The sequence below is a fragment of the Dyella telluris genome (assembly GCF_014297575.1).
Lineage (GTDB): Bacteria > Pseudomonadota > Gammaproteobacteria > Xanthomonadales > Rhodanobacteraceae > Dyella > Dyella telluris.
Genome location: NZ_CP060412.1, coordinates 2,343,725 through 2,357,042, shown reverse-complemented (window position 1 = coordinate 2,357,042; position 13,318 = coordinate 2,343,725). Strand labels below are relative to the sequence as shown.

11 protein-coding genes are annotated in these 13,318 nt (G+C 65.5%); 4 read left to right on the top strand and 7 right to left on the bottom strand.

What is annotated here, in order from left to right:
* Positions 1 to 64: 64 nt before the first annotated feature.
* The 5 genes from H8F01_RS21865 to H8F01_RS10565 all read right to left on the bottom strand — a co-directional run bounded on the left by H8F01_RS21865 (position 65) and on the right by H8F01_RS10565 (position 5,885).
* Positions 65 to 2,386, bottom strand: coding sequence for a phosphomannomutase/phosphoglucomutase (locus tag H8F01_RS21865; RefSeq protein WP_187058983.1), 2,322 nt, complete (start codon positions 2,384 to 2,386; stop codon positions 65 to 67).
* A 68-nt stretch (positions 2,387 to 2,454) separates the two neighbouring features.
* Entirely contained in the window at positions 2,455 to 2,910 is a 456-nt protein-coding gene (gene dut / locus H8F01_RS10580; protein ID WP_187058982.1) for a dUTP diphosphatase, read from the bottom strand.
* The gene (coaBC, locus tag H8F01_RS10575) at positions 2,907 to 4,112 is read right to left on the bottom strand and encodes a bifunctional phosphopantothenoylcysteine decarboxylase/phosphopantothenate--cysteine ligase CoaBC (protein WP_187058981.1); all 1,206 of its coding nucleotides are present in this window, start codon (positions 4,110 to 4,112) and stop codon (positions 2,907 to 2,909) included. The genes dut and coaBC overlap by 4 nt, the downstream gene beginning before the upstream one ends.
* A gap of 101 nt (positions 4,113 to 4,213) precedes the next feature.
* Entirely contained in the window at positions 4,214 to 5,113 is a 900-nt protein-coding gene (locus H8F01_RS10570; protein ID WP_187058980.1) for an SDR family oxidoreductase, read from the bottom strand.
* Positions 5,114 to 5,144: 31 nt separating this feature from the next.
* Positions 5,145 to 5,885 (bottom strand): SDR family oxidoreductase, encoded by a 741-nt coding sequence (locus H8F01_RS10565; RefSeq protein ID WP_187058979.1) that lies wholly within the window; start codon positions 5,883 to 5,885, stop codon positions 5,145 to 5,147.
* A gap of 114 nt (positions 5,886 to 5,999) precedes the next feature.
* Here H8F01_RS10565 and H8F01_RS10560 point away from each other — a divergent pair, with 114 nt between their 5' ends.
* The 4 genes from H8F01_RS10560 to H8F01_RS10545 all read left to right on the top strand — a co-directional run bounded on the left by H8F01_RS10560 (position 6,000) and on the right by H8F01_RS10545 (position 10,597).
* Complete coding sequence (locus H8F01_RS10560) at positions 6,000 to 6,902, top strand: LysR family transcriptional regulator (protein ID WP_187058978.1); 903 nt, start codon at positions 6,000 to 6,002, stop codon at positions 6,900 to 6,902.
* A gap of 81 nt (positions 6,903 to 6,983) precedes the next feature.
* A complete protein-coding gene (radC, locus tag H8F01_RS10555; RefSeq protein ID WP_187058977.1) occupies positions 6,984 to 7,655 on the top strand; it encodes a RadC family protein in 672 nt (223 codons plus the stop codon).
* Positions 7,656 to 8,140: 485 nt separating this feature from the next.
* Positions 8,141 to 9,832: an arginine--tRNA ligase gene (gene argS / locus H8F01_RS10550; protein WP_187058976.1), complete on the top strand. Its 1,692-nt coding sequence runs from the start codon at positions 8,141 to 8,143 to the stop codon at positions 9,830 to 9,832.
* Positions 9,833 to 10,597 (top strand): SPOR domain-containing protein, encoded by a 765-nt coding sequence (locus H8F01_RS10545; RefSeq protein ID WP_187058975.1) that lies wholly within the window; start codon positions 9,833 to 9,835, stop codon positions 10,595 to 10,597.
* A 121-nt stretch (positions 10,598 to 10,718) separates the two neighbouring features.
* Here H8F01_RS10545 and H8F01_RS10540 read toward each other — a convergent pair whose 3' ends face one another.
* Together H8F01_RS10540 and H8F01_RS10535 are read right to left on the bottom strand one after the other, a co-directional pair.
* Positions 10,719 to 11,969 (bottom strand): MFS transporter, encoded by a 1,251-nt coding sequence (locus tag H8F01_RS10540; protein WP_187058974.1) that lies wholly within the window; start codon positions 11,967 to 11,969, stop codon positions 10,719 to 10,721.
* Between the two features lie 472 nt (positions 11,970 to 12,441).
* Positions 12,442 to 13,302: an NAD(P)-dependent oxidoreductase gene (locus H8F01_RS10535; RefSeq protein WP_187058973.1), complete on the bottom strand. Its 861-nt coding sequence runs from the start codon at positions 13,300 to 13,302 to the stop codon at positions 12,442 to 12,444.
* Between the last annotated feature and the right edge of the window lie 16 nt (positions 13,303 to 13,318).

Genomic DNA, 13,318 nt, shown 5'->3' with positions numbered 1-13,318 from the left:
CAACGGCCACTGCAAGAAAAAAGCCCCGGCTGGACCGGGGCTTTTTTGTGCGAACGCGTGCTGCTTAGAACGGCAGCTTGAGCGACGGATCCACCGCCAGCAGCTGCTCGCGAAACACCTTCTTGATGCGCGCCAGCGCCGCGTCGTTGTCGGCATCGAAACGCAACACCAGCACGGGCGTGGTGTTGGAAGCACGCACGAGGCCCCAGCCGTCCGACCAGTCCGCGCGCACGCCATCGATGGTGGTGAGCGTGGCGTCGCCAAAGCTCGCCTTCTGGCGGAATGCGTCCATGAAGCGGTAGTGCGCGCCCTCGGCCATCTCCACCTTGAGCTCGGGCGTGGAAACACCCTTGGGGCAGGTGGCGAAGATCTCTTCGGGCGTGCGCTCTTCCAGGTCGCCGGCAAGAATTTCCATCAGGCGCGCGCCGGCATAGATGCCGTCGTCGAAGCCGTACCAGCGCTCCTTGAAGAAGAAGTGGCCGCTCATCTCGCCGGCAAGCTCTGCGCCCGTCTCGCGCATCTTCGCCTTCATCAGCGAGTGCCCCGTGCGCCACATCAGCGGGCTGCCGCCGGCATCGAGGATTTCGCCCTTCAGGTGGCCGGTGCATTTCACGTCGAAAAGAATGGTGGCACCTGGCTGGCGCGACAGCACGTCGCGCGCGAACAGCATCAGCGTGCGGTCCGGGAAGATGATCTCGCCTTCTTTGGTCACCACGCCCAGGCGATCGCCGTCACCATCAAAAGCCACGCCCAGATCGGCGCCGGTCTGCCTCACCGCGAAGATCAGGTCTTCCAGGTTATGCGGATCGGACGGATCAGGATGATGGTTCGGGAACGTGCCGTCGACATCGCAATAAAGCGGAATGACTTCGCAACCGATGCCTTCCAGCACCTGCGGCGCGACCACGCCCGGGATGCCGTTGCCGCAGTCGACCACCACCTTGAGGCGGCGTTCGGCCTGCACATCCGAGGTGATGCGCTCGATATAGTCCGGCAGCACATCGATATGGCGAAGGTTGCCCCGGCCGCCCTTCTCCAGGCGATCGGTGACGATGCGCTGGTAGAGATCCTGGATGGCCCCTTCGGCGAGGGTTTCGCCTCCCACCACGATCTTGAAGCCGTTGTAATCGGGCGGATTGTGGCTGCCGGTCACCGCCACGCCGCAACCGGTATTGAAGCGGTAGGCCGCGTAATAGACGACCGGGGTGGGCACGGCGCCGAGATCGATCACGTCCACGCCGGCCTCGCGCAAACCATCGGACAACGCACCCGCCAGCTCCGGGCCGGACAGGCGGCCATCGCGGCCGACCACGATTTCGCGCAACCCCTGTTCGCGCATGACTGAGCCGATGGCCTGCCCCAGTTGCTGCGCCACCTCGCGGGTCAGCGATTTGCCCACCACGCCGCGCACGTCGTAAGCGCGGAAGATCGTGGGATCGATCGTGGCAGGCGCGGGCTTGGGTGGCGCCATGCGCGCGGGCGCCGGCGACGCCACGGGTTCGGGCGGTGCCTCGAGCAGTTCGGAAAAGACAGGTTCGTCGACATCCGGAACGCTGCCCGCGCTACCCAGGCGACGACGCGTCCAGATCAGGTACACGCCGGCCCCCAGCGCCAGCAAACCGATCAGGGCCGTCAGTGGCCATACGCGTGGCAGCACGATGAACGCCGGCGGTAGTGCCGCAAGAATGCTGAATGTGCTGCCGCCAACGGCCAAACCATTGGATTCGCGTTCGGCGGACGTGTTGCCCGATGCAAGCAGGCGCAGATCACCGCGATCATCACCCTGCCGAAGTTCCAGCCTGCCGCCGGACGCCGAGACGGACTCAAAACGCTCCTGCACCGGGGAGAACGGCAGCGTCGTCCATACCCACGCCTGCGGATGCGCGGCAGGCCCCACGGGCACGACGATCGAGAGCACGCGCGCGCCCTTGCCGTCCGGCACGGTCTGGGCAAGTGGCTTGCCATCAGCCGACTGCGCGGCCAGCAGCTGTGCCGCCTTGCCATAACCAAAGACGCGGTAATTGGCATGCAGCACTTCATCCAGGCTGCCGCTGTAAACCTCCACCATCAGCGCGGCGGGAATAAGCGGTCGCAGTTCGTTGGCAGCGGCGGCGGGATCGGCAACGACGCTCTCGGCACTCAGCGAGTGCACCGCCGCCTCCACGTGGCCACGTTCGCTGGCGATCTCCGCCGCAATGGCCTCGGCGGCCTGCCTTTGCGCCAGGTGCACGCGCTCGATGGCATTGCGCTCGTCCGCGATCTGCCAGGTCTGCCAGAGGCAGAACAGGCCGACGAGCACCAGCAGGGTGCCTGCCGCAAACCACAGCAGTGCCTGCCGATCGAACGAGGCCTCGCCCCGGCTGCCCATGTTGAAGATCTTCGCCATGCCCTGTCCCCACGCAGGCTGTCTGGTCGTTATACGTGCGGACAGTCCTGCCCGCTGCTCATGATCACTCAGTTGACGCCGGTCGAACCGAACCCACCCTCGCCCCTCTGCGACGGCGCGAACTCCTGCACGACCTTCAACCGCGCCTGCGCCACCGGCACCAGCAGCAGCTGGGCGATGCGATCACCCACGGCGATGGTGTAAGGCTGCGTACCGCGGTTCCAGCACGAAATCATCAGCGGCCCCTGGTAATCGGCATCGATCACACCCACCAGGTTGCCCATCACCAGGCCATGCTTATGGCCCAGGCCCGAGCGCGGCACGATCAACGCGCACCAGCCCGGATCGCCAATATGGATGGCCATGCCACTGGGCACCAGCACGCTCTCGCCCGGCTGCAGGGTCAGCGGCGCATCAATCGCCGCGCGCAGATCCATGCCGGCACTGCCGACGGTGGCTGCTTGCGGTAGGGGAATCGAATCACCCAGGCGGGGATCGAGAATCTTCAGTTCAACATCAATCATCCGCGCACCGCCCGATAACGCTCCGCCACCCTGGCCACCAGCTGGCGCGCCAGTTCCGTCTTCGACGCGCGCGGCAGATCGATGGCCCCCTCGGGGCCATACAGGGTGAGCGCGTTGTCGGCAGCCTCGAAGCCGAGGCCACCGCCCACCTGGTTGGCGGCAATCATGTCCAGTCCCTTGCGCTTGAGTTTGTCCTGCGCATAGCGCTCCACATCATGCGTTTCCGCGGCGAAGCCGACCAAGAAGGGGCGCACGGTTTGCGCAGCCAGCGTGGCCAGGATGTCCGGATTCTCGGTGAGGCGCAGCTCCAGCGGCGCGCCGTCCTGCTTCTTGAGCTTGTGGCCGGCCACTTCCGCGGGGCGGTAATCGCCCACGGCAGCGGCGGCGATATAGATGTCCGCACCGTTGGACGCAGCCATCACCGCGTCGCGCATCTGCGCGGCGCTGCGCACGTCGACGCGGCGCGCAATGCCCGGCGGCGTGGCCATGCTGACCGGGCCGGCCACCAGCGTCACCTCGGCGCCCACCTGCGCAGCAGCTTCGGCCACGGCAAAGCCCATGCGGCCCGAGCTGCGGTTGCCGATGAAACGCACCGGGTCGATGTCTTCATAGGTCGGTCCCGCACTGACGACGACTTTGAGTCCGCGTAGTACCTGCGCTCCGAACGAGGCCACGATGGCTTCGCGCAGCTCCAGCGGTTCGAGCATGCGGCCCGAGCCGATGTCGCGACAGGCCTGGTCGCCCGACGCCGGGCCCAGCAGGTGCACGCCGCGCTGGCGCAGCAACTCCACATTGGCCTGCACCGCCGGATGCGCCCACATCTGCTGGTTCATGGCCGGCGCCACGTAGAGCGGCGCGGCGCTGGCCAGGCAGACGGTGGTGAGCAGGTCGTTGGCCATGCCGTGGGCAAGGCGGGCGATGAGGTCGGCACTGGCCGGTGCAATGAGGATGCGCTCGGCCCAGCGCGCCAGCTCGATGTGACCCATGGCCGCCTCGGCCTCGGCGTCCCACAGGCTGCTTCGCACGGGCTGGCCGGACAAGGCCTGGAACGTGGTCGCGCTGACGAAATGCGCGGCGTTCTCGGTCATCACCACGCGCACCTCGGCACCGAGGTCGCGCAGGCGACGAACCAGCTCGCAGGATTTGTAGGCAGCGATGCCGCCGGACACGCCCAGCAGGATGCGGCGTTGGGCAAGACTCATGGTGTTTGGGCCTGACTACCGTTTGGCCCGGTAGCTTACCGGAATCATTCGGTCCACTCGGTGAAACGGAAGCGGGCGGCACACGGCCGCCCGCCCCGTGATCAGCCGATCGAGCGGGGGTGCAGGATGTCCCCCAGACCGATGCGCCGCAGCAGTTCCGCGCGCACGCGGTCAGCCACGCCGTTGACGATTTCCGCGCCGTCTTCTGACGGGTCCACGTGCACGCGGAACGGGCGCTGGCCGAACGGCTTGGCCACCACCTCCACAATGGCCCGGGCTACCGACTCGGGATCCGCGTCGGCGGGCTCCAGTGAGGCGAGCCCCTTGAACGCCACCTCACCGAAATCGCCGGTGGGGCCATCCGCATAAGCCTTGCCCACGGCCTCGTCAGCTGGCGCGCCGGCATGGGCGAAATGATTGGTGCCCTGGGTGAATGCGCCCGGCACGACGATGGAGGTTTCGATACCCCAGCGTGCCAGCTCGCCCGCGTAGCTCACCGCCAGCGAATCCATGCCGGCCTTGGCGGCGAAATACGGTGCGAGATAGGGCGGCGTACCGCCGCGCACGCTGCTGGAGGACACCCACACCACCAGGCCTTTGCCCTGCCTGCGCAGGTGCGGCAGCGCCGCCCGGTTCACCCGTTGCGTGCTCAGCACGTTGGTGTCGTAGAGCTGGGCAAACTGCTCCGGCGTGAACGCTTCGGCCGGGCCGTAGGCCATGTGACCGGCGTTGTGGATCACCACGTCGAGGCGCTGGTGTGCCTGGACGATCTGCGCGATGGCGGCATCCACCGAGGACTGCGAGGCCACATCCATCTCGATGGCGCGCAGGTCCACGTCGAACTCCTTCGCGTACTGCTGCAACTCCGCCACGCGCGATGCGTTACGGCCGTGGGTTTCGCGCATGCCGGCATAGACGATGTGGCCGGCATGGGCCAGGGCACGGGCGCTCATCAGGCCGAAGCCACTGGATGCGCCGGTGATGACGATGACGTTCTTCATGATGCGTTCTCCAGGCAATGAGGAAGGAAACTCAGATCACGCCGCCGTTGGCGCGCAGCACCTGGCCGTTCACCCAACCGCCGTCCGGGCCCACCAGGAAGGCCACGACGCTGGCGATATCCGCAGGCGTGCCCAGGCGTTCCAGCGGCGCCAGCTTGCCGAGCTGCTCGACCTGCTCAGGCGTCTTGCCCTTGAGGAACAGGTCGGTGGCGGTCGGGCCCGGTGCCACGGCGTTCACCGTGATGGCGCGGCCGCGCAGTTCCTTGGAGAGGATGTGCGTCATCGATTCCACCGCGGCCTTGGTGGCCACGTAGACGCCGTAGGTCGGGAAGTTCAGCCCCACCACGCTGGTGGAGAAATTGACGATGCGGCCCCCGTTGCGCAGGCGCTTGCCCGCTTCGCGCAAGGTGTTGAAGGTGCCTTTGAGGTTGATCGCGATGGTGCGATCGAACAGGTCGTCATCGGTGTCGCTGATCGGCGCCAGCTGCATGATGCCGGCGTTGTTGACCAGTACGTCGACACCGCCGAACGCGGTTTCCGCCGCGTCGAACATGCGGCGAACGGCGGCCGGGTCGGCCACGTCGGCCTGGGCGGTCAGGGCGCGGCCGCCCTCGCTTTCGATCTTGCGGGCCAGCGCCTCGGCGGAGGCGGCATCACCGGCGTAGTTGATCACCACGGTGAAGCCATCGCGGGCCAGGCGTTCGGCCACGGCGGCGCCGATGCCACGGGAAGCGCCAGTGACGATGGCGACTTGGGAAGCGTGAGCAGACATGGGGAGCATCCTCGGGAAGGGCCGACCGGGTGTCGGCGTGGAGCTAGGATGTTCTTTTCGCCTTGACGGATAATCTGCTCAAATCCGCCATCATCATTCGGATAAAGCGAACAAATGGACAAGGTCGACGCCATGCACCTGTTCGCCCGCATCGTGGAGCGGCGCAGCTTCACGATGGCCGCGCAGGATCTGGACCTGCCCCGCTCTACCGTCACCGAAGTGGTCAAACGCCTCGAAGCCCGGCTCGGCGTGCGGCTGCTCGAACGCACCACCCGGCAGGTGCGGCCCACCCTGGATGGCGAGGCCTATTACCAGCGTTGCCTGAGCATCCTGGCCGAGATCGAGGAAGCCGAAGCCGCCTTCACGGGTGCCCACCCCAGCGGCCTGCTGCGGGTGGATGTGCACAGTGTGCTGGCGCGGCACTTCATGTTGCCGGGGTTGCCGGACTTCCTGGCCCGCCACCCCGGGATCCAGCTGCGCATCGGCGAAGGCGACCGTTACGTTGACCTGGTCCGCGAAGGCGTGGACTGCGTGCTGCGCGTGGGCAAACCCACCGACAGCAGCATGATCGGACGGCAGATTGCCCTGCTGGAGGAAGGCACCTATGCCAGTCCTGCCTATCTGGAGCGACACGGCAACCCTGCGTCACCCGACGACCTGGACGGGCACCGCATGGTGGCCTTCGTCTCATCGGCCACCGGCAGCGCGTTGCCGCTGGAATTCCAGCAGGACGGCGCGCTGCGCGAAGTGTTGCTGCCGCATGCGGTCAGCGTGGCGGGCGCGGAGATGTACATCGCCACCGCGCGCCTCGGTCTCGGGCTGATCCAGGTTCCCAGCTACCGCGTGCAGGAGGACCTTGCCCGCGGCACGCTGGTGCCGGTGCTGGCCCGCTTTCCGCCCACGCCGTCACCGGTCTACGTGCTGTATCCGCAGAACCGGCAGCTGTCACCGCGCGTGCGGGTGTTCATTGATTGGCTCAGCGCCGAGTTCGCCGCCCGGGTGCCGGCGATGGCCTGACGCCTCATCGGCTCAAAGGCCGACGCAGGGGCGGACGCGCACCGCTGGCCGCCCGGCGACGTGGCCGGCACGCTCGCTGGCATGAGCATCCGTGAATGGCCCGAGGGCGAGCGACCCCGTGAAAAACTGCTGGCCCGTGGCTGCGCCGCGCTGTCCGATGCCGAACTCATCGCCGTCCTGCTGGGTAGCGGCGTCGCCGGCAAGGACGCCATCGCGCTGGGCCGAGAGCTGCTCGGCAAAAGCGGCGGCCTGGGCAACCTGCTGGCCGACCCCGGCGGCACCGTGCGGCTGCGTGGTATTGGCCCGGCCAAGCGCGCCCGCCTTGTCGCAGCGCTGGAGCTGGCGAGGCGGACGCTGGGCGAGCAGCTCAAGGAATCACCCACGCTGGGCAATCCCCGCGACAGCGGCCACTACCTGCGGGCGCAGCTCCGACACCTTCCCTATGAAGTTTTTGGCTGCCTGTTCCTGGACAATCGCCACCGGGTGCTGGCTTTTGAGGAACTTTTCCGCGGCACGATCGACAGCGCCAGCGTCCATCCCCGCGAAGTGGTCCGGGCCTGCCTGCGCCACAACGCCTCTGCCGTGATCCTGGCCCATAACCACCCGTCCGGCGTGGCCGAACCCAGCGCCGCCGATCACGCCATCACGCGGGAACTGAAGGATGCGCTGCAACTGATCGGGGTGCGGGTGCTGGACCACCTGGTGATCGGCCGGGGCGACCCGGTCTCGATGGCGGCGCTGGGGCTGGTCTAGACCCCCCAAAAAAAACAACGGCGCGGGGGGAGAGTCCGCGCCGTATGGCCGTCTTGTGGGGAGAGAGGAGAGTTACGGCGTTCTCCTGTCCCCGTCGGCGGGGAGGTGCCTGGGGGACGGAGCTCAGTGTGGCGGTGCCGCATGACAAGGGCATGACGAGCACCGCGTCAAAACCGCCGGACACCCAAGCCGCGTACCGTTCCGCAACTTATGCACATTCGGCCTGAGACGGCCATTTCCGTTCACAATCTCTTGCCGCCCTCATGTGTGCCATGCAATCGATTGATTCAATTTGATATTTTTCATGACACTGTGATTTCCACCGGGAATTTCATACGACTATCGGTGAGGCCGGTGATATTCCCCACAGAGTTATCCACAGACTTCCCCACCGCATCGCAGCACGCGCCCGCACCGTAAGTCGCCCGGCCGGACGGGCCTTCGTCTGATAAGATCAAGGGTTCCATATCCGTCAGACCCTTACCGTGAAAGAACAGCTGCGCGAACTGCTGCTGCAGGCCATTCGTACCCTGCAGAATGACGCCACCCTGCCTGCCGACCTCGAAGTGCCCAACTTCGTCATCGAGCGAACGCGCAGCCGTGAGCACGGTGACTTTGCCGCCAATGCCGCGATGCTGCTGGCCAAGCCGGCCCGCGCCAAACCGCGCGAACTGGCCGAGAAGCTGGTCGCCGCCCTGCCCGCCAACGCACTGGTGGGCAAGGTCGAGATCGCGGGTCCGGGTTTCATCAACTTCTTCCTCGCCCCGGCCGCCTACCACGCGGAAGTGGGCCAGGTGCTGGCCAACGGCAACGCCTACGGCCGCAGCACCAGCGGCAAGGGCGTGGTAGCTGGCGTGGAGTTCGTCTCCGCCAACCCCACCGGCCCGCTGCACGTGGGGCACGGCCGCAATGCCGTGCTGGGCGACTGCATCGCCCGCGTGCTCGACGCTGCCGGCTGGGCCGTGAAGCGCGAGTTCTACTACAACGACGCCGGCGTGCAGATCCACAACCTGGCCATCTCCACCCAGGCCCGTGCGCGCGGCATCACGCCCAACGACGCCGGCTGGCCGGAAGACGGCTACCGCGGCGACTACATCGCCGACGTGGCACAGGCTTACCTCAACGGCGACAGCGTCGACGTGGAAGGCCACGTGGTCACCGGCGCGAAGAACGTCGACGACCTGGACGCCATCCGCCATTTCGCCGTGGCCTACCTGCGCCGCGAGCAGAACCTGGACCTGGCCGCCTTCGGCGTCGGTTTCGACGTGTATTACCTCGAGTCCTCGCTCTACACCCAGGGCAAGGTGGAAGAAACCGTCGGCAAACTGGTTGCCCACGGCCACACCTACGAGGAAGGCGGCGCGCTGTGGCTGCGCAGCACCGACTACGGTGACGACAAGGACCGCGTGATGCGCAAGTCCGACGGCACCTACACCTATTTCGTGCCCGACGTGGCCTACCACATGACCAAGTGGCAGCGCGGCTACGTCAACGCGGTGACCGTGCTCGGCTCCGATCACCACGGCTCGCTGGCCCGCGTGAAGGCCGGCCTGCAGGCGCTGGACGAAGGCATTCCGAAGGGTTACCCGAACTACGTGCTGTACCAGATGGTGACGGTGATGCGTGGCGGCGAAGAGGTGAAGCTCTCCAAGCGCGCCGGCAGCTACCTCACCCTGCGCGACCTGATCGAAGAAGCCGGCCGCGACGCGACCCGCTACTTCCTGATCGCCCGCAAGGCCGATTCCCAGCTGGTGTTCGACATCGACCTGGCGCGCTCGCAGAGCAACGACAACCCGGTCTATTACATCCAGTACGCCCACGCCCGCGTGTGCCGCGTGCTGGACGAACTGGCCGAGCGCGGCCTGCCGGCGGTGGATACGAAGGCCGGCGTCGCCCAGCTCGCACGCCTGGACACCGAGCATGAACAGGCCCTGTTCACCGAGCTGTCGCGCTACCCCGAAGTGCTGGAAGCCGCCGCGGCCAATCTGGAACCTCACCTGATCGCGCAATATCTGCGCGAACTCGCGGGCGCCCTTCACAGCTACTATCACGAGCACAAGTGGATCGTGGACGACGCCGAGCTGCGCAACGCGCGCATCACGCTGGTGCTCGCCACGCGTCAGGTCATCCGCAACGGTCTGGATTTGCTGGGACTCAGTGCCCCGGAGAAGATGTAAATGGCAGCACGCAAGGGCAAAGGTCGACAGGCCGTCCGCAACTCCAGCGGCGGCATGCCGGGCTGGGGCTGGGCCGTCATCGGCATTCTGATCGGCGCGGTGCTGATGTTTGCCATGCGCGGACACTTGCCGATGGCGCCGCAGCCCAACGAAGGCCCGCAGCCCAACGCGCAGGCCACCGCGCAGCGCGGCAGCGACGCAGGCGCCGCCGGCAATGAATCGACCTCCGGCACCGACAACGGCACGCCTGCAGCGAAGAAGCCGCAGTACGACTTCTACTCCGTGCTGTCGGAGAAGGAAGTGCGCATTCCCGACGCCGTGATCAGTGCGCAGGCCAAGGCCGAGCAGCAGCAGAAGCAGCAGGCGTCCCAGCAGGCTGCGCAGGCCGCTGCCCAGCAGCAGGCCCAGGCGGCAGCGCAGAAGCAGGCGCCGGCAGCCGTGTCCGAAGCCATCACGCCCGCGCCCGAATCGGCCGTGCACGCCGCGCCCACGCCGGCTCCCGCCAACGCCACCGCTGCAGCTCCCGCGGGCAACGGTTACCTGCTGCAGGTGGGCGCCTTCCCCAGCCCGTCCGATGCCGAAACGCTGAAGGCAAAGCTCGCCATGCAGGGTTTCGTGGCCAACGTATCGCCCGTGAACGTCAACGGCCAGACCTACAACCGCGTGCGCCTGGGCCCGTTCCACTCGGCCACCGAACTGGAATCGGCCAAGCAGCGCCTGTCGTCTGCCGGCATCAATGCCATTGCGCTGAAGGAAGGCCGCTAAGGCGCCTTTCCAACGTTGCATGAAAAAGGCCGTGTCGAAAGACACGGCCTTTTTCTTTGCTCCCATCACAAAATTCCCTTGGTGGTCTCACCAAATCTGGGCGCCGGCGGACGGAAGGACTTCAGCCTTCGGTTCGTCGTCCAGCGAGCTTGTCAGATGCCGCGCCCGGCCCCAACGCGGACGCGGAAACTGCACACTCAGTAGCGGCAATGATCGCGATGCTAAGCAGCAGACTAGTTAGCCCGAACCGGCTGAGAATCCAGCCGCCAATCACTGGAAACCCGAAGATCCCCACGAAGTACGCCAAAACAAACCAACACAACGCGGCGTGACGATGACGTGGCTCTGACTTATTGACCGCCCAGGTCTGTATCACGGGATAGGCGAGTCCATACCCAAAGCCAGTCAGGATGGCTGCCAGTACATGGAAGGCTGCGGAGTAGGGAACGCCAAAGAGGAAGAGCACTCCGGTAGTCATGATGCCGAGCAACGCCGTGACAATGGGCACCTGAGGTGCCCTCGTCAGCGGCACCACCAGCGTGATGCGCGCAAGTATGGCCGTCGCTGCAAAAATCAGAAAAAACAGACTAGGTCTCGCTTCAGTACCGCTGGTCATAGCGACCTGAAACGCCATGATTCCTGAGAAGACACATCCACCAAGGCCGCACATGACAATCGGCCTGATCGCTTCGCTCGTCCTGAGATAAGCAATTTCTCTGACCCAGCGACTTGTCCTAGGCTGATCCCTGGGAATCGGATTGCGCGCCGAAAACAGGCAAAAGAACACAGACGCAATCAGTACCGCCACGATCACGCCAACGAACGCCACATTCGTATCAACCACCCCGGAATCAACCAGTGCTCCCAAAACTGCAGGGCCACCGCAGATCCCGGCCATCTGAAAGGCGCTGAACTTTGTGAACCACGCGCCACGGTCAACGTCCTGGACGCGCTCGGACAAGGCGATCGGTGCCCCGACATAGAACATCCCCCAACCCAAACCGATAAGGAAGCCTCCGAAGCGAGTACTTGGAAACATATCAATCGGAGTGACCGAAAATATGGCGTAACCGCTCGCCATAATGAAAGCGGCGGCCGCCACCAATCGCGGTGCATCAATTCTTCCAGACCACCATCCCACGACAGGAACGCCAACGAAGGTCCCCAGCAATGCGGCGAGAAGCGCGTGGCTCGTATCCAGGTCGCCGGCGCCATGCAGACGAAAATAGAGCGAGAAAAGGAATGTCGCCCCATATCCCGCCGCTGTGAACGTCGTACCAAGAAACAGATAGAAGGCGGACGCCGCTTCCATTCGCTGAAAGTTCAAAGTCTCTCCTACGTCCTGCATCAGACAGGAGCCATAGCTCGCCATCTACCGACGGCCATGTCGTTCGCTGAATACGGCGTTTCCGAAGATACCGAAGGATCAGCGAGATGTTGATTGGATTGCAGCCGATGTCCCAGTCAGCCTCAGCGAAAATACGTGCCGGTGTTTTCTCACGAGCTATAGGAATCAGCCCAACATGATCAATCAACCTGTTCGGAAACAAAAAAGCCGCGCAATGCGCGGCTCTTCTTTTCCACTTCAATGGCGGCGACAACTCATTTCACCTGCCGGATGACTTTCGGAGGCAAGACATCATCGCCTGCTTGAACACTTCATCGCCGCCTGGTCTGCATCTAGCCCCGGCGGTGACTGAAGGCCAGCGTTACATTCGGCGGACTGGTTCAATGGGTCGCAGATCGACTTTCCCTTCATTGGCCTCCTATCCTTCGTTTGCCGCATCCTTTACCCACATGCATGGCGCAACACGCGTTGCCATGCATGCATCGCAACGCTCCGGTCAGCCCTTCCGCTTCAGCCGGATCAGGCCCGAGATATCGTCGTCGCCGTAGCCCTGGCTCATCAGCTCTGCATAGTCGGCGAGCGAACGCTCGATCACGCTGCGGTTGGTGCCGGCGCTTTCGGCGATGCGGCGCACGATGCCTAGGTCCTTGTGCAGCAGGCCGAGTTTGAAGCCGACGCTGAACTCGTTGCGCAGCATGGTGGCGCCGCGCTTTTCGAGGAACCAGTTGCCGGCCGCACCCGCGCCCAGCGTGGGCAGCAGGCGTTCCGGGTCCAGGCCCAGTGCTTCGGCGAGAGCCAGGCCTTCGCACACGCCCTGCGCAATGCCGGCCACCAGCACCTGGTTCACCGCCTTGGTGGCCTGGCCGGAGCCCACGCCGCCCAGGTGGGTGACGCGCAGCGCATAGGCTTCGAGCAGCGGGCGCGCGCGTTCGAGTACCTCGGCGTCACCACCGACCATCACCGACAACTTGCCGTTCTTCGCACCTTCCACGCCGCCGGACACCGGCGCGTCGAGGAACTGCGCGCCGACCGTCGCCAGCTTCGCTGCCGCCTGCTTGGCGGTATCGGGCGCAACGGTGGAGTGATCGACCACGATGGCACCCTTCTTCAGGTGCGGTGCCAGCGCATCGACCGTGCTGAGCACGTCGGCATCGGCGGTGACGCATAGCGCGATCACGTCGCACTGCGATGCGATGTCCGCCAGCGACGGTGCAGCGACGCCGAGTTCCTTCGCCACGGCATCCGCATTGGACTGCGTGCGGCTGGCAACGGCGTGGAGAAGGCCATGGGTCTTGAGGTGGCCGGCCATGGGCGTGCCCATGGCGCCGAGTCCGATAAATGCTGCCTTGATGGTCATGGAGTTTCCTGGAGGG

Coding starts and splice junctions, on each gene's coding strand:
- H8F01_RS10535 (WP_187058973.1), bottom strand. CDS start 13,302: ATGACCATCAAGGCAGCATTTATCGGACTCGGCGCCATGGGCACGCCC.
- H8F01_RS10560 (WP_187058978.1), top strand. CDS start 6,000: ATGGACAAGGTCGACGCCATGCACCTGTTCGCCCGCATCGTGGAGCGG.
- H8F01_RS21865 (WP_187058983.1), bottom strand. CDS start 2,386: ATGGCGAAGATCTTCAACATGGGCAGCCGGGGCGAGGCCTCGTTCGAT.
- H8F01_RS10565 (WP_187058979.1), bottom strand. CDS start 5,885: ATGTCTGCTCACGCTTCCCAAGTCGCCATCGTCACTGGCGCTTCCCGT.
- dut (WP_187058982.1), bottom strand. CDS start 2,910: ATGATTGATGTTGAACTGAAGATTCTCGATCCCCGCCTGGGTGATTCG.
- coaBC (WP_187058981.1), bottom strand. CDS start 4,112: ATGAGTCTTGCCCAACGCCGCATCCTGCTGGGCGTGTCCGGCGGCATC.
- H8F01_RS10540 (WP_187058974.1), bottom strand. CDS start 11,969: ATGGCGAGCTATGGCTCCTGTCTGATGCAGGACGTAGGAGAGACTTTG.
- radC (WP_187058977.1), top strand. CDS start 6,984: ATGAGCATCCGTGAATGGCCCGAGGGCGAGCGACCCCGTGAAAAACTG.
- H8F01_RS10545 (WP_187058975.1), top strand. CDS start 9,833: ATGGCAGCACGCAAGGGCAAAGGTCGACAGGCCGTCCGCAACTCCAGC.
- H8F01_RS10570 (WP_187058980.1), bottom strand. CDS start 5,113: ATGAAGAACGTCATCGTCATCACCGGCGCATCCAGTGGCTTCGGCCTG.